The sequence below is a fragment of the Blastococcus sp. LR1 genome, from assembly GCF_020166105.1.
GTDB lineage: Bacteria > Actinomycetota > Actinomycetes > Mycobacteriales > Geodermatophilaceae > Blastococcus.
Genome location: NZ_JAIUJY010000004.1, coordinates 280,382 through 303,586, shown reverse-complemented (window position 1 = coordinate 303,586; position 23,205 = coordinate 280,382). Strand labels below are relative to the sequence as shown.

Below are 23,205 nucleotides of genomic sequence, written 5' to 3'. Positions count from 1 at the left end.
AGGACATCCACGTGGCAAAGCGCATCGAGGTCTCCGACCTCGACATCTACTACGGCAGCTTCCTGGCGGTGGAGGGCGTCAACGTCGCCATCGAGCCGCGCAGCATCACCGCCCTGATCGGCCCGTCGGGCTGCGGGAAGTCGACCTTCCTCCGTTCGCTGAACCGCATGCACGAGGTGCTGCCCGGCGCCCGTGTGGAGGGCAAGGTCGCGATGGACGGCCAGGACCTCTACGGCGCCGACGTCGACCCGGTGGACGTGCGCCGGCAGATCGGCATGGTCTTCCAGCGCCCCAACCCGTTCCCGACGATGTCGATCTACGAGAACGTGCTGGCCGGCAACCGGCTGAACAGCAAGCGGATGAAGAAGTCCGAGGCCGACGACATCGTCGAGAAGTCGCTGCGCGGCGCGAACCTGTGGACCGAGGTCAAGGACCGCCTCGACCGCCCCGGCTCCGGCCTCTCCGGTGGTCAGCAGCAGCGACTGTGCATCGCCCGCGCCATCGCCGTCGAGCCCGACGTGCTCCTCATGGACGAGCCGTGCTCGGCGCTCGACCCCATCTCGACCCTGGCGATCGAGGACCTGATGACGGAGCTGAAGGAGCGCTTCACGATCGTCATCGTCACGCACAACATGCAGCAGGCCGCCCGCGTCAGCGAGTCCACCGGCTTCTTCAACCTCAACGGCGTCGGCCAGCCGGGACGACTGATCGAGTTCAACCCGACCGAGAAGATCTTCAGCAACCCCGACGAGAAGGCGACCGAGGACTACATCTCCGGCCGCTTCGGCTGAGGAACCACCCCGTCCTCCGCACCCCTCGCTCCGCTCGGGGCGTGCCTCTGGACGGGGCCTGCACCTGACTGTCGACGGCGCGCCACGTCGCGCTGCGGGACGACGCCCGGCGTCGTCCCGCAGGGATCAGGACGGCGTCAGCAGCTGACGGGTTCGGCGGGCTCCGGCTCGACGGCAGCGGGCTCGGGCGCGACCTCGGCCCCGGCCGGGGCGCCGACCTGGACCGGGACCACCGTCGAGTACCCGGGGCCGATCACCAGCTGCACCGCGGCGCCGATCGCGTCGCTGGGGCGCAGCACCGAGTTCGGCACCGCGGCGGCCAGCGTGCGCGCCTGCTCCTCGGCGCCCGGGCCGAAGCGGACCACCGTCTCGTTCACCGTGCCCGCCTCGTTGCCGACGGTTCCGACGCCGAAGCCCTGGGCACGCAGGGCGTCGGCGACAGTGCTCGCCAGGCCGGTCGTCGCGGTGCCGTTGAGCACGTCGACGGTGACCTCCCCGGGGGCCGTGACCAGGGGCGCGGGCCCGGCGGCCTCCTCGGCGGCCGGCTCCGGCGCCTCGGCGGCCTGGGAGGCGGCGACCTGGGCGGCGCGCTGCGCCTCGACCACGTCGGCGGGCAGCCGGGTGCCGTCGATGACCTCGTCGAAGAGCGACCGCGTCGCCTGACGGTCCAGCACGACGTAGGCCTCGTCGGTGCCGACCGGGACGTAGCCGACCTGCGCGACGGGGAGCCCGGCCCGCTGGACCGCGTCCCCGGAGAGGTCACCCAGCGTGCTGGCCAGGACCCGGAGGTCCCCGAGGGTGGTCTGCTCGTCGACGGTCAGGCTGTTCGACGCCCGGTTGAGGAACGTGGCGAGCGCGACGGGGTTCAGCAGGGTGTCGGTCGACAGCGCCCCGCGCAGGGTCGAGGTGAGCAGCCGCTGCGCCCGCTCGGCGACCGCTGCGCCGGTGACGTCGGTTCCGGCGTCCCCCGGGGCGAGGAATCCCGCAGCGGCCTCGCCGGAGAGCTCCGACGGCCCGGCGGGCGGCGGCTCCGCGGCGGCGGCCGTGGCCTGCGACGGGATGATGCAGACCGGGATGCCGCCCAGCGCGTCCACCATCGGAGGCAGCCCGGCGAGGTCCACGCCGAGGTAGTGGTCGATCCGCAGCCCGGACAGCTGCTGGACCGCCCGCACCATGCACGCCGGTCCGCCGTCGAGCAGGGAACTGGCGAACGCCTCGGTCACCGGGTTGCGCAGGTCGCCGTCGGGCGTGCGGCACACGGGGGTGTCGACCATGGCCGTCGGCGGCACGCTGATCAGCACCGCACGGTCGCCGTCGGGCGAGACCGAGGCCACGAGGGTGGCCACCGATGCCGCACCGGTCTGCCCCGGTACGCCGCTGCCGACCACGAGATAAGTGTCGGCGGCGTCCTGGAGCTCGGCCGCCAGCACCTCGGGTCCGTCGGTCGCCAGTGCGTCGACGCGGTCGATGCGCTGGTCGACGTAGAAGTACAGCGCCAGGTGGTAGAGGACGACGACGCCCAGCAGGGCGACCAGCGCGGTCGCCACCCGCATCGCGCGGCGACGGCCCGGGCTGGGCGGCGGCCGGTCCTTCGCCCGCCGGGGACGCTCGACCGGCGGGGCCGGCGGAACCGCCAGACCCGGGAGCGGCGGGATGGGGCCGCTGCGGCGCGTCGGGCGCTCGGCGGGGGCCCAGAGCGAGGCGCCGCTGCCCGGCACGGGAGGAAGGCCCGGCTGGACGGTGGGCGGGGCGGGTTGGACCGAGGGCTGGGCGACCGGCGGCGCGGCCGGGGCTGCAGGGACCGGCGGCAGCCCTGCCTGGGCGGCGGGCACCGGCGGCGGCCCGGGCCGGGCACCCACCTCGGGGGCCGGACGGGCGGCGCCGGGAACCGGCGGCAGTCCGGCGCGCACGGCGGGAACCTCGTCGGGGCGGCTGTCGCGACGGGTGGCTCCGAGCGCCGAGGCGACCGGGACCCGGCGGTCGCGCACCTCCGGCTCGGGCCGGGGTTCCGCGGCGCGGCGGGTCGCGCGGCGGCGTCCGACCGCGTCGCCCTGACGGGCCAGGAGCTGCTCCACGGTCACCGGTTCGACGGTGCCGGCCTCCACGGAGTGCCCACGACGAGTCCGGCCGGCGGCGCCGCGCGCGCCCCCACCGTCCCGCGTCGGCTGATCCCCCACAGGTGTCGACACCTTCTCATCGTCCGCACGTACGTGTCCGTCGACCCACGATACGGGCGTCGCGGCCATTACCAGGCCGACGCGCGGCACGGCGACCGACGGGACGTGGACAACCGGATGGTGGGCCATGTGCCGCATGCGTAGCGTTCGACCCGTGCGCCTCCCCTTCGTGCCAGGTCCCTCCGACGTCGTCGCCCTCGTGGACGGGGTCCGTGACGGAGTGAGCGACGCCCTCGCGCTCGTCCCCCGGGCTGCCGGGATCCTCGGCACCGTCGAGGTCCTGCTCGGCCGGGTGTCGGGGGTCGTCGACCGCGTCGAGAGCCTCCTCGACCGTGCGGACGGCGCGATCGACCGCGTGGAGGAGACCCGCGCCCGGGCCGACGAGGCCATCGCGGGTGTCGGGGAGATCCAGGCGAAGGCCGACGACGCCATCGAGCGGGTGGGCCAGACCCAGCAGAAGGCCGACGACGCCATCGGACGGGTCGGCCAGACCCAGCAGAAGGCCGACGACGCCATCGAGCGGGTCGGCGAGACCCAGAAGAAGGCCGACGACGCCATCGGACGGGTCGGCGAGACCCAGCAGAAGGCCGACGACGCGATCGAGGGGGTCCGCGGCACGGCCGGACGCGCCGACGCACTGGTCGGGCAGGCCGAGGGCATGGTCGGCCGGGTCGAGCCGCTGATCGGCGACTACGAGCCGATGCTCACGGCCCTCGCGCCCTCGCTCCGCCGCCTGGCGGCGTCGCTCGACCCGTCCGAGGTCGACGCGATGATCAAGCTGATCGACCAGCTGCCCCAGCTGGTCACGCACCTGGACGAGGACATCCTGCCGGTGCTGCAGACGCTCGGGACCGTGGGCACCGACGTCCACGACCTGGTCGACACCGTCCAGGACATGCGCCAGATCGTGAAGGGCTTCCCGGGCTCCCGCCTGTTCCGCCGCCGTGGAGCGGAGGAGATCGCACAGGACGAGGCCCGGGAAGCCGACGACGAGTAGTGAGGGGCCCGTTCGGAGGCTCACCCCGAGGCTGCGAGGGGTGAGGAGAACGGGGTCCTTCTAGTCCGAGGCGCCTGCGCCGGGGCCCGTCTCGGTGGGGTAGCCCAGAGCGCGGACGACGTCGCCGATGCGCTCGTAGGTCGCGCCGTCGTCGGGCAGCTTCTGCAGCTCGTTCACCACGGCGTCGGGTGCGCGGTGGTCTAGCGCCGCCTCGACCAGGTTCGGGCCGGTGCTCGGGAAGTCCGCGCGGTCGAGCCAGCGGGCCAGCTCGGCCCGGGCGACGACGGCGTCCTCGGTCATTCCGACCGGCATCCCTCCGACGAGCGTGCCCGCCGGGTTGGCCGTGATGTCCGGATCGCCCTCGGCGATCGGCTCCACCTCGCGCCACTCGTGCGAGCGGGTCGCGTGCTCGGACTTGAGCATGCCCTGGATCTCGTGCTCGAGCTCCTCGTCGAGGCGGGGGTTGTGCTTGGTGCTGCGCTGCGCCGTCCCGGCGAACTGGTCTGCGGACTCGCTCACGGTGTCTCCCTCGTCTCTGGCCCGGATCGCCGGGCCGGTGGTTCAGTCCTCGTGCAGGGCGTCGGGCTTGTGCACGGCGGTCTTGCCGGTCTTGTCGCTCTCGACCTCGTACTGCGGCTCGTCCTTGCTGGCACGCACGGTGCGACCCGAGGTCTTGGTGTCGGAGGTGATCTTCCGTTTGACGGTGCCCTTGACCTTGTGGCCATGGCTGCTCCAGGTGACGTGGTCGCCCTTCTTCGGCGCACCGGACATCGGGTCTCCTCCGCTCGCGGACAGTGCTGCCGCATCCCGTGCCCGCGAGGGCTGACAGGCACACATCCGCGATCCGCGACCGGGCGGACACCTAGGCTGGAGCGACGTGACCCCCTCTGATGGCGCCGTCTTCACCGACGGCCTGCGACCGGTCGACGTCCTCACCGTCGTCGCGGTCACCGACGTGACCCCCTCGGTGCGCCGGGTGACCCTCTCCGGAGCGCCGGCCGCGATCGCCGCCGCGGGGCCGACGGTGAACCTCCTCGTCCCCCGCGTCGACGACCCCGAGCCGATCTGGCCGCAGATCCAGCGGGACGGGCGGATCGTGTGGCCGCAGGGCAGCCACGGCGTCGCGCTGCGCAGCTACACCGCCCGCCGCCAGGACCCGGCCGCGGGTGAGGTGGACATCGACTTCGTCCTGCACGGCGACGGGCCGGCGGCCGCCTGGGCCGCCGCGGCCCGGCCGGGCGCGCTGTCCGCCGTGGCCGGCGCCGCCTCCCTGGCCGAGCGCCCCGCCGGCTGGCTGCTGCTGGCCGGCGACGAGACGTCGCTGCCGGCGATCAGCCGGCTGCTCGCCGCGGCGCCCGCCACGACGACCGGGATCGCCCTGCTCGAGGTCGCCGGCCCGGAGGAGGAGCAGTCGCTGGGCGCGCCTCCGGGGATCGAGCTCCGCTGGCTGCACCGGGGAGGCACGGCGCCGGGCGAGAGCACGCTGCTGGTCGACGCCGTCGCCGCGCTCGAGCGCCCGCCCGGCGACGACGTCTTCGCCTGGGTCGGTGCGGAGTCCGCCACGGTGCGGGCCATCCGGGCCGACCTGCGCGGGCGCTGGGGGCTGGGCCGCGCGCAGCACCACGCGATCGGCTACTGGCGGCTGGGTCGGGCCATGGGCGCCTGAGGTCCGGGCCGTGGGCGGCTGAGGTCCGAGCCTCCAGGGGATTCACAGGTAGCGTCCAGACGGACCGCAGCCCGGGGGGCCACGCTCGGCCCATGACGACCGCATCGGCGCACGCGACCGGAGGAACCGTGTCGGGTAACCAACCTCCCGGGAACACGCCCCCCGAGGCCCGCCTGCTCGTGGTGGACGACGAGCCGAACATCCGCGAGCTGCTGTCGGCCAGCCTGCGCTACGCCGGTTTCGAGGTGGCCACGGCCGCCGACGGGCAGCAGGCGCTGGCCCTGGCCTCGTCGTTCCGCCCGGACCTGCTGGTGCTCGACGTGATGATGCCGGGCCTGGACGGCTTCGGCGTCGTCCGCCGGCTCCGGGAGTCCGGCCGGCACACCCCGGTCCTGTTCCTGACCGCGCGCGACGCAGCGGAGGACAAGATCTCCGGCCTCACCCTGGGCGGGGACGACTACGTCACCAAGCCGTTCAGCCTGGACGAGGTCGTCGCCCGCATCCGTGCCGTGCTGCGCCGGACGACCGGAACGCAGCGCGCGGTCGAGACGCCCCGGCTGACCTTCGCCGACATCGAGCTGGACCAGGAGACGCACGAGGTCATCAAGGCCGGCGAGGTCATCGGCCTCTCCCCCACCGAGTTCAAGCTGCTGCGCTACCTCATGGCCAACGCCGGCCGGGTGCTGTCGAAGGCGCAGATCCTGGACCACGTGTGGAACTACGACTTCAACGGCGAGGCGAACGTCGTCGAGTCCTACATCTCCTACCTGCGCCGCAAGATCGACACCACCGAGCCCCGGCTGCTGCACACCATCCGCGGGGTGGGCTACACCCTCCGGCTGCCGCGGGGCTCGTGAGCAGCAGCCTCCCGGCCGGCCGGCGGGGCTCCCGGTTCCCGCTGCGGGTCACGCTCGTCGCCCTCGTCGTCGCGCTCGTCTCGGTCGCCCTCCTCGCCACCGGCCTCGCCGCCACCTCGTTGCTGCGCGGATACCTGACCGAGCAGCAGGACGCCCAGCTGCAGGTCACCGCCGACCGCCTGTCCGAGCAGCGGGGCGTGATCCTGCAGCAGTGCACGCTCGGCGCGCGCGCGTTCCCGGCCAGCGACTACCTCGCCTGCCTGACGCCCGGCCGCGAGGAGCTGGTCGTCCTCGCCGGGCCGACCGCCGACGCGGAGCTGCGCCCCGACCTCGGCCGGCTGGCCGCCCGCATCGGAGACGACGACCGCGGCGGGCTGCGACCGACGCGCATGTTCACCGTCCCCTCGGAGGACCGCACCACCTCCTGGCGGGTGGCCGCCGTCGAGCTGCCGGAGGGGTACACCGCGCTTCTCGCCCGCGACCTGCGCGCCGACGAGAAGGTGATCGGCCGACTGGTCGCGATCGAGGTGGTCGTCGGTCTGCTGGTCCTGACGGTCCTGGGTGCCGCGGCCTACGTCCTCGTGGGCAACCGCCTCCGGCCGCTGACCGAGGTCGAGGACACCGCGCGGGCCATCGCCGCCGGCGACCTCTCCCGGCGCGTGCCCACCGGCGACGAGCGGACCGAGGTCGGCCGGCTGTCGACGGCGCTGAACGGGATGCTCGCCCGCATCGAGAGCGCCTTCCAGGCCCAGCAGTCCTCCGAGGAGCAGGCCCGTGGCTCCGAGCAGCGGATGCGGCGGTTCGTCGCCGACGCCAGCCACGAGCTGCGCACGCCGCTGACGTCGATCCGCGGGTTCGCCGAGCTGTACCGCCAGGGCGCGGTCAGCTCCGAGGAGGACGTGGCCCGGCTGATGCAGCGGATCGAGGCCGAGGGCGGGCGGATGGGCCTGCTGGTCGAGGACCTCCTGCTGCTGGCCCGCATGGACCAGCAGCGGCCGCTGACCATGGCCCCCGTCGACCTCGCCGCAGTCGCCGGTGACGCGGTGCACGACGCCCGGGCCGTCCAGCCCGACCGGCCGATCAGCCTGCACCTGGACGAGTCCCTGACCGACGTCCCCGTGGTCCTCGGCGACGAGAGCCGGCTGCGCCAGGTCGTCGGCAACCTGGTCACCAACGCGCTGACGCACACCCCGGTCGACGTCCGCGTGCTGGTCTCGGTGGCCCAGGCCCCCGACGATCCCGGCGTCCTCCTGCTGCGGGTCGCAGACGAGGGGCCCGGCATGGACGACGCCGACGCCGCCCGGGCGTTCGAGCGCTTCTACCGGGCCGACACCTCCCGCACCCGGGCCGCCGGCGGCACCGGGCTCGGGCTGGCCATCGTGGCGTCGCTCGCCTCGGCCCACGGGGGCTCGGCAGCACTGGAGACCGCGCCCGGCGCGGGGCTCGCCGTCACCGTGCGGCTGCCCCGCGGCGGCCCCGGCGGGGGTGCCGCGACGCCGGCCTGAGCGCGCTTGCGACCATCTGACGGTGACGACGAACGACGACTCCCCCGAGGCCGGGGCCCCCTACGACGCCGAGCTCATGACGGCGTCCACGGATCTCGGTGCCGCACTGCGCGAGCTGATCGAGGCGTCGGTGGTCAGCACGGTGCCGGCGGACGAGATCGCCGCCGCCGCCGACCTGGTCCGCCGGGCCACCGCGCGGATCGGCGCGTCCCGGCGCACGGCCGCGCAGCTGCCCGAGCTCGACGACCCCTTCACCGGCCGCCGCGTGTTCAACCCCGTCGTCGGCATCGGCAACGCCCTGGCCCCGCCGCTGCTCGTGCGCCAGGACGAGCGCGGCGTCGTCGCCGAGGTCACCCTCGGCGTGGCTTACGAGGGCCCGCCGAGCTACGTGCACGGCGGGATGAGCGCGCTGTTCATGGACCAGCTGCTCGGCAGCGCGGCCGGCGCCGCGGGCCTGTGGGGCATGACCGCGCACCTGGAGCTGGACTACCGCGGCCCGCTGCCGCTGGAGACGCCGCTGGTGCTGCGGGCCTGGGTCGAGAGCAACGAGGGCCGCAAGTCCGTGATCGCCGGCAGCATCGCGCTCGCCTCCGCGCCGGAGAAGCCGCTCGTGGAGGCCCGGGGCATCTTCGTCATGCCGCGCCCGGAGAAGGCCCAGGCCTACTTCGGCGCGATCACCGACGCCGCCGGCAAGCACACCCCGCCGCGCCGGCCGGGTGACGCCACGTCGGTGCAGTGGAGCTGACCGACGTCGACGTCGCCGTCCGGGCCGCCCGGGCGGCGGCCGAGGTGCTGCTCCCGCTCCGCACCAGCGGCCTGACCGGCCGCCCGCTGGGCGACGCGGGTGACGCGGCCGCGCAGCGCGCGATCCTGGCCGTGCTCACCGCCGAGCGCCCGGACGACGTCGTCTTCAGCGAGGAGGCCGCGGACGACGCGCGCCGCCTGGCCGCCGACCGGGTGTGGATCGTGGACCCGCTCGACGGCACCCGGGAGTACTCCGATCCGGAGCGCTCCGACTGGGCCGTGCACGTGGCGCTGTGGGCCGCGGGCGAGCTGGGGGCGGGCGGGGGTCTGGCGAGCGGAGCGGTCGCGCTGCCCGCCCTGGGCGAGGTGCACGTCACCGACCCGGCGCCGGCGCTCCCCGCCCGCCCGGACGGACCGGTCCGGATCGCGGTCAGCCGCACCCGCCCGCCGGCCGAGGCCGAGGCGGTCGCCGCCGCGCTGGACGGCGAGCTGGTGCCGCTGGGCTCGGCCGGTTACAAGACGCTGGCCGTGGTGCGCGGCGAGGTGGACGCCTACGTGCACTCCGGCGGCATGTACCAGTGGGACTCCGCCGCGCCGGTCGCCATCGCCCGCGCGACCGGCCTGGTGACCTGCCGGCTGGACGGCTCGCCGCTGGTCTACAACGCCCCCGATCCGTCCCTGCCCGACCTCGTCGTCGCCCGGCCGGAGCTCGCCGACCGGGTGCTGGCTGCGGCCCGCGCGCGGCGATAGCGGACACTGGGCGGGAATCCGCACCGATCCGATGGGGTTGGCGCACTGTGCTGCACCCGCCCTCTAGCCCCCGGAGCATCACCTCGTGACCACGCCCGACTACCGGCTCAGCCAGTTGGAGACGCTGGAGGCCGAGTCCATCCACGTGATCCGCGAGGTCGTCGCCGAGCTCGAGCGGCCGGTGCTGCTGTTCTCCGGCGGCAAGGACTCGATCGTGATGCTGGAGCTCGCCCGCAAGGCGTTCGCGCCGGCCCGCATCCCCTTCCCCGTCATGCACGTGGACACCGGCCTGAACTTCCCCGAGGTCCTGGAGTTCCGGGACAAGCGGGTCGCCGAGCTCGGCATCCAGCTCGTCGTCGCCTCCGTGCCGGACGCGATCGCCGCCGGAACCGTGAAGGAGGAGCCCAACGGCTCCCGCAACCGGATCCAGACGCCGGTGCTGCTCGACGCGGTCGAGGAGCACGGCTTCACCGCCCTCTTCGGTGGCGCCCGCCGCGACGAGGACAAGGCCCGAGCCAAGGAGCGGATGTTCTCCTTCCGCGACGAGTTCGGGCAGTGGGACCCCAAGAACCAGCGCCCGGAGATCTGGGACCTCTACAACGGCCGGATTCACCTGGGCGAGTCGATCCGCGTCTTCCCGCTGTCGAACTGGACCGAGCTCGACATCTGGCAGTACATCGCCCGGGAGCAGATCGCGATCCCGCCGCTGTACCTCGCCGAGGAGCGGGAGGTCGTGGAGCGCCAGGGGATGCTCTACGCGGTCAACGAGTTCATCACCCCCCGCGAGGGCGAGCAGGTGCGCCGCGAGAGCGTCCGTTACCGGACGGTGGGTGACGCCAACCTGACCGCCGCCGTGCTCTCGGAGGCGACCACGGTCGCCGAGGTCATCGCCGAGATCGCGGTGACGCGGATGACCGAGCGCGGCGCCACCCGGGGTGACGACAAGGTCAGCGACGCGGCCATGGAGGACCGGAAGAAGGAGGGCTACTTCTGATGGCCCCACTCCTCATGGGCGCGGCGCTTCGCGGAACGACGTCGCCACTTCTGCAGCAGCATCCGCGCCACGACGGCGAGCAGCACCAGCCCGGTCAGCCAGCCGGCCACCTCCGGCGTCCGCTGGCCCTCCACGCCCAGCACGCCGCAGATCCACGCGGCCACCGCGTAGCCGGCGACGTAGCCCACGACGACCACCAGCAGCACCGGAACCGCCGCGGCGAACACGAACATGCGCTGCCTCCCCGGGCGTCGGCCCCCAGCGTCCGCCGTCTCGCCGTCCTCTGCCAGGAGAGCTCTCGATGACCGCCCAGCCCGAGACCGGCACCCACCCCGAGGCGCCGGTCGACGTCCACTCGCGCGCCGCCGAGCAGGCCGCCGAGATCGCCACCGCGCGCAAGGACATCCTGCGGATCGCCACCGCCGGCTCGGTCGACGACGGCAAGAGCACCCTCATCGGCCGGCTGCTCTACGACAGCAAGGCCGTGTTCGAGGACCAGTACGAGGCGGTCGAGCGGGCCAGCAAGGGCGATTACGTCGACCTGGCGCTGCTCACCGACGGCCTGCGCGCCGAGCGCGAGCAGGGCATCACCATCGACGTCGCCTACCGCTACTTCGCCACCCCGCGGCGGACCTTCATCCTCGCCGACACCCCCGGGCACGTGCAGTACACCCGGAACATGGTCACCGGCGCCTCGACCGCGGACCTGGCGATCGTCCTCGTCGACGCACGCAAGGGCATGCTCGAGCAGAGCCGCCGGCACGCGTTCCTCGCCTCGCTGCTTCGGGTGCCGCACCTGGTCGTCGCGGTGAACAAGATGGACCTCGTCGACTGGTCGGAGGAGACCTTCGAGGCGATCCGCGAGGAGTTCAGCGTCTTCGCCGCCAAGCTGGACATCCCTGACCTCACCGTCGTCCCCATCTCCGCGCTGAACGGCGACAACGTCGTCCGCCGCTCGGAGCACATGCCCTGGTACGAGGGCCCCTCGCTGCTGCACCACCTCGAGCACGTGCACGTGGCCAGCGACCGCAACCTCGTCGACGTCCGCTTCCCGGTCCAGTACGTGATCCGCCCGCAGTCCGACGCCCACCACGACTACCGGGGTTACGCCGGCACCGTCGCCAGCGGCGTGCTCCGCCCCGGCGACGAGATCCAGGTGCTGCCCAGCGGCCTGACGACGACGATCGCCGGCATCGACGGCCCGCGGGGCCCGGTCGAGGAGGCGTTCGCGCCGATGGCTGTCACCGTGCGGCTCACCGACGACCTCGACGTCTCCCGCGGCGACCTGATCTGCCGGCCGGCGAACGCCCCGCACGTGACCCAGGACCTCGACGCCCTGGTGTGCTGGATGACCGACGAGCCGCTGCGCCCGCGGCAGCGGCTGGCCGTCAAGCACACCACCCGCTCGGTGCGCGCCGTCGTCAAGGAGCTGCACTACCGGCTCGACGTGAACACGCTGCACCGCGACCAGGAGGCCGGCGAGCTCGGGCTCAACGACATCGGCCGGGTCAAGCTCCGCACCACGCAGCCGCTGTTCGCCGACGACTACTCGCGGAACCGGGTGACCGGCCGCTTCATCATCATCGACGAGGCGACCAACGCCACCGTCGGCGCCGGGATGCTGGTCCCCGGCAGCTAGCGGTTCTCCGCGTCCTGGCTCACCACTCGACGTCCTGGATCACCACCGGACGTGAGCCAGGACGCCTGATGATCAGGTCAGCTGATCATCAGGGAGATCAGCGGAGGGTGACCGGGAGGCGCTCGAAGCCGCGCAGGGTCTGCAGGTCGCGGCGCTCGGGCGTACCGGCGACCCGCAGGTCGGGGAACCGCTCGCTGAGCGCCCGCAGACCGATCGCGCCCTCGAGCCGCGCGAGGCCCGCACCCACGCAGTAGTGGATGCCCCCGGAGAACGCCAGGTGCTCGCGGACGTTGGCGCGGGTGACGTCGAAGCGCGCCGGGTCGGGGAAGACCTCCGGGTCCCGGTTGGCCGCGCCGAGCAGCACCAGCACGCGGTTGCCGGCGCGCACGGGGCGCCCGCCGAGTTCGACGTCGACCTTCGCCGTGCGGCCGGTGAGCTGCACCGGGCTGTCCAGCCGCAGCACCTCCTCCACGGCTCCGTCCCAGCCGGCAGGGTCGGCCCGCAGGCCGTCCCACTGGTCGCGGTGCTCGTCGAGCAGGACGACGGCGTTCCCCAGCAGGTTCACCGTCGTCTCGAAGCCGGCGCCGAGCAGCAGGAGCACGACGGCGTGCAGCTCGCGGTCGGTGAGCGCCTCCTCCGGCGGGAGGCCGACCAGGCTGCTGACCAGGTCGTCGCCGGGGTTCACGCGCAGCCGGGCGAAGTGCTCGTCGAGGAAACCGTGCATGGCGCGCAGCGCCCGGTCCGCGGCGAGGTAGCGGCGCAGCGGCAGCCCGGGGTCCAGGGTCGCGGCGGCCGCGGCGCCCCAGCGCAGGAAGTCCTCCCGCCGCTCCGTGGGCACGCCGAGCAGCTCCGCGATCACCAGCACCGGCAACTGGGCTGCGTAGTCCTCGATCAGGTCCACGGTGCCGCTGCGCCGCTCCAGCTCGTCCAGCAGCGAGTCGGCGGTGCGGCGGATCATCGGCTCGAACGCCGCCGTCGCCCGAGGGGTGAACGCCCGGCTGACCAGCCGGCGGAAGCGGGTGTGGTCCGGCGGGTCGACGACGAGCATCGACGGCGGTTCGGCCACCCCCGCCGACCCCGGGTCGTCGCTGAAGTCCAGGGCCCACCGGACGAGCTTCGGCGCGTCCGCCCGGTCCCAGCCCACGCCGAACCGCTCCGAGCGCAGGATGTCCTGGGCGATCGCGTGCGAGGGCGTCACCCACCCGAGGCTGCTGCCGCTCACCGGGCCGCGGGCGCGGATCTGCTCGTACAGCCCGTAGGGCTGCTCGCGCAGCGTGCGGTCGCGCATCAGCCGGCTCACCGGGTCGCCGCTCCGCGCGCTGCGGGCGAGGAAGAGCGCGGGCAGGCCGTGGCGGACGGCCCAGCGCACGGCGGTCCGGGCGGGACGCGCCAGCGGCTCGAGTGCGGCTCCTGCAGGTGCCTGCCCGGTCTCGACTGTGGCGCTCATCACCGCAGTCTGTCAGGAGCGAGATCGCCTCCGGACGTGACACCGCCCCCGTCCCGCGGTGCGGGACGGGGGCGGTGCGTTCGTCGAACTGCTCAGGCCTGGTCGGTCGGCGCGGGCGCGGAGGCCGGATCGCCGTCCCAGTCCTTGCCGGCGACGTCGGCGTTCTCCGACGCGCTGTCGGTCTGACCGGCGACGGTCTCGATCATCTCCTCGTCGGAGACTCCCTCGCCTGCGGCGTGGGTGTTGGGCTCGCTCATCGCAGTCCCCTTCCTGTGGGTCGCTCCTGCAGGGGAGCCTCCCCGTTCAGGGAGCACGGCAAACCAGCCGTGCACCACAGTCGAGGTCAGAGGCGCTGCGGGCGGAGCTCGAACCAGACGCGCTTGCCGCCGCGGTGGTCCTCGCAGCCCCAGCGGTCGGCGAGCACCTCCACCATGCGCATGCCGCGGCCGCGGGGACTGTCCAGGTCGAGGTTCTGCACGGCCGGCCGGGTCGGCGAGCAGTCGATGACGCCCAGGCGGAGCCAGTCCTCGGAGTACGTCGCCTCCAGGGTGAGGCAGTCCGAGCCGCCCACGTGGTCGACCACGTTGGCCACCAGCTCGGTCACCAGCAGCATCGCGTCGTCGTGGTCCTGGCGGGCCCCCCATGCCTGCAGCAGATCGCGGACGAGCCGACGGGCCACCGGCACGCTGGCGGCGGTGGGCGGCAGATCGATACTGGCGGTGTGGGTCGACATCGGTGTGGGTTCCGTTCTGCCGGTGGGCTGGGAAGCGGCCTGGCTGCCCGGACGTAGTCGTTATCGGCAGGGCGGAGCCCGATCTGTAACTAGGTTGCGCCCAACCATGCCTGCATCCATCCCGGCACGCAACCCCTATTGCATGTAACTGCCGTTGCACGCAATGGGCATTGCGATAGTCTGTGCTGGTCACCCCAGCCCGAGGAGCCGCATGAGCGCCCCCCAGCCGACCGGCGATTCCGCCGTCCGGGCGCTCGAGCAGCTCATCGAGCAGATCGACCTGTCCGTCGAGGAGCTCCAGCGCGCCCGGGAACGGGCCGTGGAGCTCGTCGCCGCCCGGGCAGCGGGCGAGCCATGGCTCGAGCTGGTCACGGCCGAGGCCCGCCCGCTGGTGGTGGAGAGCGTCTCCTCGGTGCTGTCGTCTCTGGCCTCGGCGGGCCACGAGTGGCGCCGCGAGGAGGCCGCGGCACTGCAGCGCGAGGACGTGAGCATCAACCGGATCGCCGCCCTGTTCGGCGTCACCCGGCAGCGGATCTCGGCGCTGCTGCGCGAGTGAGGCGTCAGCCCTGGATCGCGTCGATCGCCTTGTAGATGCGCTGCTCGGAGACCGGTCGCGGCGTGCCGACCACCTGGGCGAACAGCGCCACGCGCAGCTCCTCGATCATCCAGCGCACCCGCACGACCGGATCGTCGGGCGCCCCGGCCGAGGGGACCTCGCGCCGCAGGCGCTCGTAGTCCTCGGTCACCGCCGTCACCGAGGCCATCCCCAGCTGGTCGCGCACGGCGGTGGCGGGCAGCTTCTCCAGCCGGTGCGCCATCGCGGTCAGGTAGCGCACCAGGTCGGGCAGCCGACGGCGGCCGGTCGCGGCCACGAACCCGCGGTGCAGCAGGCCGGTCATCTGCCGGCGGAGGTCGGCCACCGCCGCTTCCGGCACCCGGCGTCCGGGCGCCGCGCCGATGGCCACGGCGACCTCCCGGGCCTGGGTGAGAACCGCCTCCACCCGCTTCACCGTGTCGGTGGTGAGCGGGTGCAACTGCCCCTTGGCCGTGGCGACGAGCGCGCCGAAGGCTGCCTCGTCCCGCGGCGGTCCACCGGCCGCCGCGATCAGCTCGTCCGCGGCGGCGTCCACGCAGTCGGCGACCAGGTCCGGGATCTCGCCGTCCGGGTTGAACTGGAGCGCCAGCCGTGACCGCGGGCCCAGCCCCTTGACCACCGACTTGACCGGTGAGCCGGCGACCAGGACCAACAGCCGCCGGGCGCCCAGCCGGGTGAGCCGGGCCGCCTCGGTGGCCGTGGGGACGACGCGGACGCCGACCGTGGCACCCTCGTCGACCAGCGCCGGATAGGCGGTGACGACGTGGCCGCCCCGCTGCACCTCCACGGTCTCCGGCAGCTCCCCGAAGGTCCACGCCGTCTGGCCGGTCCGCTCGGAGTCAGAGGCCGCGCGGGCCAGGCTGGCCCGCGCCTGGGGCGCCACCTGCGCCTTGAGCGCGGCCAGGTCCTTGCCGGTGGCGAGCGGACGGTGCTGGTCGTCGAGGACGCGGAACGTCGCGCGCAGGTGCCCGGGCACCTGGTCGGGATGCCAGGCGTCGGGCGGGATCACCGTGCCGACCGCGCGCCGCAGCTCTCGCTCCAGCGCCGGGAGCAGGGGCTCGGCGACGTCGACCTTCGGCAGCACCTCGCGCACCCGGTCCGGAATGGGGACCAGTGCGCGGCGCAGCTGCTTGGGCAGCGAGCGCAGCAGCTCGGTCACCAGCTCGGCGCGCAGCCCCGGCACGGTGAAGGCGAGCGACTCCCCCGCCGTCCGCTGGGCGACCGCGTCGAGCATGCCGAGCGGGACGTCGACGGTGACGCCGTCGGTGGGCGCACCGGGCTCGAAGGCGTAGGTCAGCGGCAGGGTCAGCCCCTGCGTCAGGTGCACCTCGTCGGGATAGTCCTCGACCCGCACCTCGGCGGCGACCGCCGCGTTGGTGAGCATCTCCGGGGTGAAGGTGAGCAGGTCCGGCGTGCGGTGCCGGGCTGCCTTCCACCACTTGTCGAAGTGCCGCGTGGAGACGACGTCGGCCGGGACCCGGGCGTCGTAGAGCTCGAAGATCGTCTCGTCGTCGACGCCGATGTCGCGCCGCCGGGCGCGCTCCTCCAGCTCGCCGACCCGCTCGACCGCCCGCTGGTTCTCGGCCCAGAACCGATGGTGGGTCGACCACTCCCCCTGCACCAGCGCGTGCCGGATGAACAGCTCCCGGGAGACGACGGGGTCGATGGAGCCGTACTGCACGCGGCGGCCCACGACCAGCGGCAGCCCGTGCAGGGTGACCCGCTCGGTGGCGACGACGCTGCCGCGCTTGGCGTCCCACCGCGGCTCGGAGTACTGGCGCTTGACCAGGTGGTCGGCGAGCTTCTCGACGTCCTCCGGATCGATCCGCGCGACGGTGCGGGCGAACAGCCGGCTGGTCTCGACGAGCTCCGCGGCCACCACCCAGCGCGGCGGCTTCTTGGCCAGCGGGGTGCCGGGGGCGATCACGAAGCGGGTGTTCCGCGTGCCCAGGTACTCGCGGCCCGGGCGGCCCGGCTTGCCGTCGCGCCCCTTCACCGGCTCCACCTGGAGGCCGATGTTCGTCAGCAGGCCGGCCAGCAGGGCCGCGGAGATGCCGCGCTCGTCGGGCTCAGTCGCGGCCTCCTTCAGGTTCATGCCCAGCCGCCGCGCCGTCCCGCGCAGCTGGCCGTGCAGGTCCTGCCACTCGCGGATGCGCAGGTAGTGCAGGAACTCGCGCTTCACCGTGCGGCGGAACTGGTTGCCGCTGAGCGCGTCGGCCTGCTCCTCCAGGTACCGCCAGAGGTTGAGCAGGGCCAGGAAGTCGGAGTTGTCGTCGGCGAACCGGGCGTGCGACTGGTCGGCGGCCTGCTGGTGCTCGGCGGGCCGCTCGCGCGGGTCCTGGATGGTCAGTCCCGCCGCGATGACCAGGACCTCCTCCAGCACGCCCCGGCGGTCGGCCTCGACCACCATCCGGGCCAGCCGCGGGTCCAGCGGCAGCGAGGCCAGCGCCCGGCCGGTCTCGGTCAGCTTCGGGGAGGCCGACGCCTCGCTGGGATCGAGGGCGCCCAGCTCCTCGAGCAGAGCCAGGCCGTCGGCGATCGCGCGCCGGTCCGGCGGGTCGACGAAGGGGAACTCCGCGACGTCGCCGAGGTCGAGCGCGGCCATCTGCAGCAGCACCGAGGCGAGGTTGGTGCGGAGGATCTCGGGGTCGGTGAACTCCGGCCGCGCGTCGAAGTCGTCCTCGCTGTAGAGCCGGATCGCGATGCCGGGGCCCAGCCGCCCGCAGCGGCCGGAGCGCTGGCGGGCCGAGGCCTGGCTGACCGGCTCGATCGGCAGCCGCTGCACCTTGGTGCGATGGCTGTAGCGCGAGATCCGCGCCGTCCCCGGGTCGATGACGTACCGGATGCCGGGGACGGTCAGAGACGTCTCGGCGACGTTCGTGGCCAGCACGATCCGCCGTCCGCTGTGCGGAGCGAAGACCTTGTGCTGGTCGGCGGCCGACAGCCGGCTGTAGAGCGGCACGATCTCGGTGTTCGGGAGCGCACTCTCGGCCAGCGCGTCCTGGGTGTCGCGGATGTCCCGCTCGCCGGCCAGGAAGACCAGGATGTCGCCCGGCCCTTCGGCCACCAGCTCGTCGACGGCGTCCACGATCGCGGTGACCTGGTCCCGCTCCTCGTCCGCTTCCGGATCGTCCGGGTCTACGACCGGCCGGTAGCGCACCTCCACCGGATAGGTCCGCCCGCTGACCTCGATCACCGGGGCGTCGCCGAAGTGCTTCGCCACCCGCTCGACGTCGATCGTCGCCGAGGTGATGACCAGTTTCAGGTCGGGGCGCCGAGGCAGCAGCTGGGCCAGGTAGCCCAGCAGGAAGTCGATGTTGAGGCTCCGCTCGTGCGCCTCGTCGAGGATGATCGTGTCGTACTGGCGCAGCAGCCGGTCGTGCGCGATCTCGGCGAGCAGGACGCCGTCGGTCATGAGCTTGACCAGGGTGGAGTCCGACACCTGGTCGTTGAAGCGCATCTTGTAGCCGACCGCCTCGCCCAGCGGGGTCTCGAGCTCCTCGGCGATCCGCTCGGCGACGCTGCGCGCGGCGATCCGGCGCGGCTGGGTGTGCCCGATGCGACCGCGCACCCCGCGGCCCAGCTCGAGGGCGATCTTGGGCAGCTGCGTGGTCTTGCCCGAGCCGGTCTCGCCGGCGACCACCACGACCTGAGCGTCCCGCAGCGCCGCGGCGATGTCGTCCCGGCGGCCGCTGACCGGCAGCTCCTCCGGATAGCTGATGACCGGGACGGCGGCCCGCCGGCGGGCCATCCGTTCCTCGGCGACGGCGACGTCGGCGGCGATCCGCTCCCGCTGCCGCTCGCGCGCGGCAGCGTCGCGGGTGCGCCGGAGACCGTCGAGCCGGCGGCGCAGCCGGTGCTCGTCGGCCAGCGTGAGGGACGCCAGCCGCGCGCGGAGGTCGTCGTGCGGAGAACTCACCGGCGGACTCGCGTTCCTCTCGGGCGGGACGGGTAGCTGGGACAAGGCTCCCAGGGTCCCACCTCGCGGCCCGGGGCACCGTCACCCAGCTCACACTCGATGCGCCCTGCAACTCGTTGCATGCACCCTGCAACGGCTTGTACGGTGCACGAGTCCCGTCCCCCGAGTGTCCCGAGGTCGCATGTCCGCGAACAGCTCGCCCGGACGGGACGCCGACGTCGCCGCCCTCGCTGAGCTCCTGCCGCGGATGATGCGGGTGCTCCACGGGCTCAAGAGCCAGCTGGGCGCCGATGGTCGCGACCGCGCCGCTCTGGTCCTGCTCTTCCCCCTGAGCCGCCTCGGCCCCCTGCGGCAGAGCGCGCTCTCCGACCTCGTGCACGCCGACCCGTCCACCGTCAGCCGGCACGTCTCCGCGCTCGTCGACCAGGGGCTGGTCCGGCGGACCGCCGACGAGTCCGACGGCCGCGCCACCCGTCTGGTCGTCACCGACGCCGGGCACGCGGTGCTCGAGGGACTGCGACACGAGCGGGAGAAGCACCTCGGCTCGATCACCGCCGACTGGCCCGAGGCCGACCTGACCGCCCTCACCACCCTGTTCGGCCGGCTCCTGGACGGCCTCGCGGCCGGCCTGCCCGCCGCCACCCCACCCCGCACGGACACCCGTTCCCCGAAGGACGACGCATGAGCCAGACCACCGCCCGCGAGAAGTCGGCTCGGCGACGGGACGCCCGCACGGCCGCGTCCGCGCCTGGCGCCGACGGCGCCTTCTCCCACCGCCAGATCGTCACGATCCTCGTCGGCCTGATGGTCGCGATGTTCCTCGCGGCGCTGGACCAGACCGTGGTCGCGACCGCGATCCGGACGATCGCCGACGACCTGCAGGGCTACGACCTCCAGGCGTGGGCGACGACGGCGTTCCTCATCACCTCGACGATCTCCACGCCGCTGTACGGGAAGCTCTCCGACATCTACGGGCGACGGCCGTTCTACCTGTTCGCCATCGCGGTCTTCGTCGTCGGCTCGGCGCTGTGCGGCATCGCCGACACGATGTACCAGCTGGCCGCCTACCGCGCGGTGCAGGGCATCGGCGCCGGCGGGCTCATGTCCCTGGCCCTGGCGATCATCGGCGACATCGTGCCGCCGCGGGAGCGCTCGAAGTACCAGGGCTACTTCATGGCCGTCTTCGGCACCTCGAGCGTGCTGGGCCCGGTCATCGGCGGCTTCTTCGCCGGCCACGACTCGATCCTCGGCCTCGACGGCTGGCGCTGGATCTTCTGGATCAACGTGCCCCTGGGCCTGCTGGCGTTCGCCGCCGTCTGGCGCGTGCTGCACCTGCCCCACGAGCGCCGCGACCACCGGATCGACTGGCCCGGCGCGCTGGCGCTGATCACGTTCCTCGTGCCGCTGCTGGTCGTCGCCGAGCAGGGCCGCACCTGGGGCTGGGACTCCGGTCGCGCGATCGCCTGCTACGCCATCGGTGCGCTCGGCTTCGTGCTCTTCGTGCTCGTCGAGCGCGCCTACCGGGACGACGCCCTGCTGCCCCTGCGGCTCTTCCGGAACCGCAGCTTCGCCGTCAGCGGCGTCGGCTCGATCGTGATGGGCGCCGGCATGTTCGGCGGTCTGCTGCTGCTCCCGCAGTACCTGCAGATCGTGCACGGCTCCAGCGCCACCGTCGCCGGCCTGCAGATGATCCCGCTGGTCGCCGGCATCATGACCGGCGCGATGGGCTCGGGCATCGCGATCTCGAAGACCGGCAAGTACAAGATCTTCCCGCTGGTCGGCATCGCGCTGATGGTCGTCGCGCTCGTGTCGATGTCGTTCGTCGTCGGCGCCGACACCTCGATCTGGGCGATCGTGCCGTTCATGGTGATGCTCGGCCTCGGCCTGGGCCTGAACTTCCAGCCGGTCATCCTCGCCGTGCAGAACGCCGTCTCCCCGCGGGAGATGGGCGTCGCGACGTCGTCGGTCACCTTCTTCCGCCAGATGGGCGGCACGATCGGCACCGCTGCCTTCCTGTCGATCCTGTTCACCCGGCTGCCGGAGGACATCGGCGCCCGGGTGGAGACGGCGGCGGCGCAGGACCCGCGGGTGGCCGAGGCGCTGCAGAGCGGGCAGCTGGACGCCGGCGCCGACCTGTCGGACACCTCCTTCATCCAGGAGCTGCCCGGTTTCCTCGCCCAGCCGTTCAAGGCCGGGTTCTCCGACTCGATCGACCTGGTGTTCCTCATCGCCGCCTGCGTGGTGGCGGTCGGGTTCTTCGTGTTCCTGTTCCTGCCGCAGCTGGCCCTGAGCAACAAGTCCGGCATCCAGGCGCGGCAGGAGAGCGCCACGGCGACGCACGACGTCCACGATCCCGCCGAGCAGGCGACCGAGGCGGTGGGCGCCGCGGCACCGACGTCCACCCCGCCGCCCGTCGGCCGCCCCGGGGACGCCCGACCGCTGCCCGGTGATCAGGTCTCCTGATCGTTCCGGGTCCTGGCTCACCGTCGGTGCTGAGCCAGGACGCTCTCAGGTGAGCCAGGACGGCTGACCGCGCCTTGTGTCGGGGGCCACAACTGTCCGGACGGGCTCGGCATAGAGTCGGGGGCATGGCGTCGTCGTCGTTGATCCTGTCCCGCCGCGACCTGGACTTCCTGCTGCACGAGTGGCTGGACGTCGAGTCGCTGACGAAGCGCAGCCGCTTCACCGAGCACTCGCGCGAGACCTTCGACGCGGTCATGGACCTCGCCGAGCAGATCGCCGCGGACCACTTCGCGCCGCACAACCGCACGGCGGACGAGAACGAGCCGCACATGGTCGACGGCAAGGCCGTGCTCATCCCCGAGGTGGCCAAGGCGCTCAAGGTCTTCACCGACGCCGGGCTGATGGCCGGATCGTTCGACGAGGAGTACGGCGGCATGCAGCTGCCGCACACCGTCGGGCAGGCCGTGTTCGCCTGGTTCAAGGCCGCGAACGTCGGGACGTCGGCCTATCCGTTCCTCACCATGGGCAACGCCCGCCTGCTGCTGGCCCACGGCAGCAAGGAGCAGATCGACACCTTCGTGCGGCCCGAGCTCGAGGGCCGCTGGTTCGGCACCATGGCGCTGTCGGAGCCGCAGGCCGGGTCCTCGCTGGCCGACATCACCACCAAGGCCGTGCCGCAGGACGACGGCACCTACCGGCTGTCGGGCAACAAGATGTGGATCTCCGGCGGCGACCACGAGCTGACCGAGAACATCGTGCACCTGGTGCTGGCCAAGATCCCCGGCGGACCGCCCGGGGTGAAGGGCATCTCGCTGTTCATCGTGCCCAAGTTCCTGGTGAACGACGACGGCTCGCTGGGCGAGCGCAACGACGTCGTCCTGGCGGGGCTCAACCACAAGATGGGCTACCGCGGCACGACGAACACCCTGCTCAACTTCGGCGAGGGCGCGCACACGCCGGGCGGGCAGGCCGGCGCGGTCGGCTACCTCGTCGGCGAGGCGCACCGCGGCCTCACCTACATGTTCCACATGATGAACGAGGCGCGGATCGGCGTCGGCGTGGGCGCGACGGTGCTGGCCTACACCGGCTACCTGCACGCGCTGGAGTACGCCCGCACCCGCACCCAGGGCCGTCCGGCCGCGGGCAAGGACCCTGCCTCGCCGATGGTGCCGATCATCGAGCACACCGACGTCCGCCGGATGCTGCTGGCCGCGAAGTCCTACGCCGAGGGCGGCATGGCGCTGGGCCTCTACTGCGCGCGGCTCGTCGACGAGGAGCAGACCGCGGAGAACCAGGCGGACCGCGAGCGCGCCCACCTGCTGCTGGACATGCTGACGCCGGTGGCGAAGGCGTGGCCCTCGCAGTGGGGGCTGGTCGCCAACGACCTCGCCATCCAGGTGCACGGCGGCTACGGCTACACCCGCGACTACCCGGTCGAGCAGTTCTACCGGGACAACCGGCTGAACCCGATCCACGAGGGCACGCAGGGCATCCAGTCCCTCGACCTGCTCGGCCGCAAGGTGGTCATGCAGGGCGGCGCCGGGCTGGCGCTGCTGGGCGAGACGATCGCCGTGACGACGGCGCGGGCCGCGGGGACCGAGTGGGCCGGCTTCGCCGCCGACCTGGACGCCGCCGTCGCCCGGATGGGCTCGGTCACCGCCACCCTGTGGGGCACCGGCGACCCCGACCTCGCGCTGGCCAACTCGCACGTCTACCTCGAGGCCGCCGGGCACATCGTCGTCGCGTGGCTGTGGCTGGAGCAGGCACTGGCGACCGGGACGGGCGCGGGCGCCTTCTACGAGGGCAAGCGCGCCGCGGCCCGGTACTTCTGGCGCTGGGAGCTGCCCCGCACCCGCGGCTGGTTCGACCTGCTGGAGTCCCTCGACCGCACCGTGCTGGACACCTCCGCCGACGTCCTCTGACAGAGG

At 73.3% G+C, this 23,205-nt stretch carries 21 protein-coding genes; 13 read left to right on the top strand and 8 right to left on the bottom strand.

Annotated features, from left to right (window positions below; genetic code table 11):
• The first annotated feature begins 11 nt into the window (after positions 1–11).
• Positions 12–791, top strand: a complete 780-nt coding sequence (pstB, locus tag LBW97_RS13360; protein ID WP_224499858.1) for a phosphate ABC transporter ATP-binding protein PstB — start codon at positions 12–14, stop codon at positions 789–791.
• Positions 792–928: 137 nt separating this feature from the next.
• Here the strand turns inward: pstB and LBW97_RS13355 are convergent, their stop codons facing one another.
• Complete coding sequence (locus LBW97_RS13355; RefSeq protein ID WP_224499857.1) at positions 929–2,872, bottom strand: LCP family protein; 1,944 nt, start codon at positions 2,870–2,872, stop codon at positions 929–931.
• Positions 2,873–3,122: 250 nt separating this feature from the next.
• Between LBW97_RS13355 and LBW97_RS13350 the strand changes: the two genes are divergently transcribed.
• Positions 3,123–3,965 carry a hypothetical protein gene (locus LBW97_RS13350; RefSeq protein ID WP_224499856.1) on the top strand — a complete coding sequence of 281 codons (843 nt, stop codon included), beginning with the start codon at positions 3,123–3,125 and terminating at the stop codon, positions 3,963–3,965.
• Positions 3,966–4,025: 60 nt separating this feature from the next.
• Here the strand turns inward: LBW97_RS13350 and LBW97_RS20485 are convergent, their stop codons facing one another.
• Both LBW97_RS20485 and LBW97_RS13340 read right to left on the bottom strand, forming a co-directional pair.
• Entirely contained in the window at positions 4,026–4,484 is a 459-nt protein-coding gene (locus tag LBW97_RS20485; protein WP_224499855.1) for a DUF2795 domain-containing protein, read from the bottom strand.
• 42 nt (positions 4,485–4,526) lie between these two features.
• Positions 4,527–4,736 (bottom strand): DUF2945 domain-containing protein, encoded by a 210-nt coding sequence (locus LBW97_RS13340; RefSeq protein WP_224499854.1) that lies wholly within the window; start codon positions 4,734–4,736, stop codon positions 4,527–4,529.
• A 106-nt stretch (positions 4,737–4,842) separates the two neighbouring features.
• On the opposite strand from LBW97_RS13340, the gene LBW97_RS13335 reads away from it, so the two are divergent.
• The 6 genes from LBW97_RS13335 to cysD all read left to right on the top strand — a co-directional run bounded on the left by LBW97_RS13335 (position 4,843) and on the right by cysD (position 10,481).
• Positions 4,843–5,631: a siderophore-interacting protein gene (locus LBW97_RS13335; protein ID WP_224499853.1), complete on the top strand. Its 789-nt coding sequence runs from the start codon at positions 4,843–4,845 to the stop codon at positions 5,629–5,631.
• Positions 5,632–5,759: 128 nt separating this feature from the next.
• Positions 5,760–6,488: a response regulator transcription factor gene (locus LBW97_RS13330; protein ID WP_224499852.1), complete on the top strand. Its 729-nt coding sequence runs from the start codon at positions 5,760–5,762 to the stop codon at positions 6,486–6,488.
• A complete protein-coding gene (locus LBW97_RS13325; RefSeq protein WP_224499851.1) occupies positions 6,485–7,993 on the top strand; it encodes a cell wall metabolism sensor histidine kinase WalK in 1,509 nt (502 codons plus the stop codon). Before LBW97_RS13330 ends, LBW97_RS13325 begins: the two co-directional genes overlap by 4 nt.
• 22 nt (positions 7,994–8,015) lie before the next feature.
• Positions 8,016–8,738, top strand: coding sequence for a PaaI family thioesterase (locus tag LBW97_RS13320; protein WP_224499850.1), 723 nt, complete (start codon positions 8,016–8,018; stop codon positions 8,736–8,738).
• Positions 8,729–9,487, top strand: a complete 759-nt coding sequence (locus LBW97_RS13315) for an inositol monophosphatase family protein (protein WP_224499849.1) — start codon at positions 8,729–8,731, stop codon at positions 9,485–9,487. Before LBW97_RS13320 ends, LBW97_RS13315 begins: the two co-directional genes overlap by 10 nt.
• Before the next feature lie 85 nt (positions 9,488–9,572).
• Positions 9,573–10,481, top strand: coding sequence for a sulfate adenylyltransferase subunit CysD (cysD, locus tag LBW97_RS13310; protein WP_224499848.1), 909 nt, complete (start codon positions 9,573–9,575; stop codon positions 10,479–10,481).
• Here cysD and LBW97_RS13305 read toward each other — a convergent pair.
• Positions 10,472–10,714, bottom strand: a complete 243-nt coding sequence (locus tag LBW97_RS13305; protein WP_224499847.1) for a hypothetical protein — start codon at positions 10,712–10,714, stop codon at positions 10,472–10,474. The two genes, cysD and LBW97_RS13305, sit on opposite strands and share 10 nt — an antisense overlap.
• Positions 10,715–10,782: 68 nt before the next feature.
• Here LBW97_RS13305 and LBW97_RS13300 point away from each other — a divergent pair, with 68 nt between their 5' ends.
• Entirely contained in the window at positions 10,783–12,120 is a 1,338-nt protein-coding gene (locus tag LBW97_RS13300) for a sulfate adenylyltransferase subunit 1 (protein ID WP_224499846.1), read from the top strand.
• Between the two features lie 97 nt (positions 12,121–12,217).
• On the opposite strand, the gene LBW97_RS13295 is transcribed toward LBW97_RS13300, so the two are convergent.
• The 3 genes from LBW97_RS13295 to LBW97_RS13285 form a co-directional block, all read right to left on the bottom strand.
• A complete protein-coding gene (locus LBW97_RS13295; RefSeq protein ID WP_224499845.1) occupies positions 12,218–13,567 on the bottom strand; it encodes a cytochrome P450 in 1,350 nt (449 codons plus the stop codon).
• 92 nt (positions 13,568–13,659) lie between these two features.
• The gene (locus tag LBW97_RS13290; RefSeq protein ID WP_224499844.1) at positions 13,660–13,824 is read right to left on the bottom strand and encodes a hypothetical protein; all 165 of its coding nucleotides are present in this window, start codon (positions 13,822–13,824) and stop codon (positions 13,660–13,662) included.
• 86 nt (positions 13,825–13,910) lie between these two features.
• Positions 13,911–14,300: an ATP-binding protein gene (locus LBW97_RS13285; RefSeq protein ID WP_224499843.1), complete on the bottom strand. Its 390-nt coding sequence runs from the start codon at positions 14,298–14,300 to the stop codon at positions 13,911–13,913.
• 211 nt (positions 14,301–14,511) lie between these two features.
• Here LBW97_RS13285 and LBW97_RS13280 point away from each other — a divergent pair, with 211 nt between their 5' ends.
• Positions 14,512–14,856, top strand: coding sequence for a hypothetical protein (locus LBW97_RS13280; protein WP_224499842.1), 345 nt, complete (start codon positions 14,512–14,514; stop codon positions 14,854–14,856).
• A gap of 4 nt (positions 14,857–14,860) precedes the next feature.
• Here the strand turns inward: LBW97_RS13280 and hrpA are convergent, their stop codons facing one another.
• Complete coding sequence (gene hrpA, locus LBW97_RS13275) at positions 14,861–18,814, bottom strand: ATP-dependent RNA helicase HrpA (RefSeq protein ID WP_224499841.1); 3,954 nt, start codon at positions 18,812–18,814, stop codon at positions 14,861–14,863.
• A gap of 181 nt (positions 18,815–18,995) precedes the next feature.
• Between hrpA and LBW97_RS13270 the strand changes: the two genes are divergently transcribed.
• The 3 genes from LBW97_RS13270 (at position 18,996) to LBW97_RS13260 (ending at position 23,199) form a co-directional block, all read left to right on the top strand.
• Positions 18,996–19,499: a MarR family winged helix-turn-helix transcriptional regulator gene (locus LBW97_RS13270; RefSeq protein ID WP_224499840.1), complete on the top strand. Its 504-nt coding sequence runs from the start codon at positions 18,996–18,998 to the stop codon at positions 19,497–19,499.
• A complete protein-coding gene (locus LBW97_RS13265) occupies positions 19,496–21,277 on the top strand; it encodes an MDR family MFS transporter (RefSeq protein ID WP_224499839.1) in 1,782 nt (593 codons plus the stop codon). The genes LBW97_RS13270 and LBW97_RS13265 overlap by 4 nt, the downstream gene beginning before the upstream one ends.
• Before the next feature lie 125 nt (positions 21,278–21,402).
• On the top strand, positions 21,403–23,199 hold the full coding sequence (locus LBW97_RS13260; protein WP_224499838.1) for an acyl-CoA dehydrogenase: 1,797 nt from the start codon (positions 21,403–21,405) through the stop codon (positions 23,197–23,199).
• Positions 23,200–23,205 lie beyond the last annotated feature (6 nt).

Bases quoted from the DNA above. Each gene is read 5' to 3' on its own strand.
- LBW97_RS13340 (WP_224499854.1), bottom strand. From the start codon at position 4,736: ATGTCCGGTGCGCCGAAGAAGGGCGACCACGTCACCTGGAGCAGCCAT.
- LBW97_RS13305 (WP_224499847.1), bottom strand. From the start codon at position 10,714: ATGTTCGTGTTCGCCGCGGCGGTTCCGGTGCTGCTGGTGGTCGTCGTG.
- LBW97_RS13300 (WP_224499846.1), top strand. From the start codon at position 10,783: ATGACCGCCCAGCCCGAGACCGGCACCCACCCCGAGGCGCCGGTCGAC.
- LBW97_RS13295 (WP_224499845.1), bottom strand. From the start codon at position 13,567: ATGAGCGCCACAGTCGAGACCGGGCAGGCACCTGCAGGAGCCGCACTC.
- LBW97_RS13290 (WP_224499844.1), bottom strand. From the start codon at position 13,824: ATGAGCGAGCCCAACACCCACGCCGCAGGCGAGGGAGTCTCCGACGAG.
- LBW97_RS13285 (WP_224499843.1), bottom strand. From the start codon at position 14,300: ATGTCGACCCACACCGCCAGTATCGATCTGCCGCCCACCGCCGCCAGC.
- LBW97_RS13280 (WP_224499842.1), top strand. From the start codon at position 14,512: ATGAGCGCCCCCCAGCCGACCGGCGATTCCGCCGTCCGGGCGCTCGAG.
- LBW97_RS13270 (WP_224499840.1), top strand. From the start codon at position 18,996: ATGTCCGCGAACAGCTCGCCCGGACGGGACGCCGACGTCGCCGCCCTC.
- LBW97_RS13265 (WP_224499839.1), top strand. From the start codon at position 19,496: ATGAGCCAGACCACCGCCCGCGAGAAGTCGGCTCGGCGACGGGACGCC.
- LBW97_RS13260 (WP_224499838.1), top strand. From the start codon at position 21,403: ATGGCGTCGTCGTCGTTGATCCTGTCCCGCCGCGACCTGGACTTCCTG.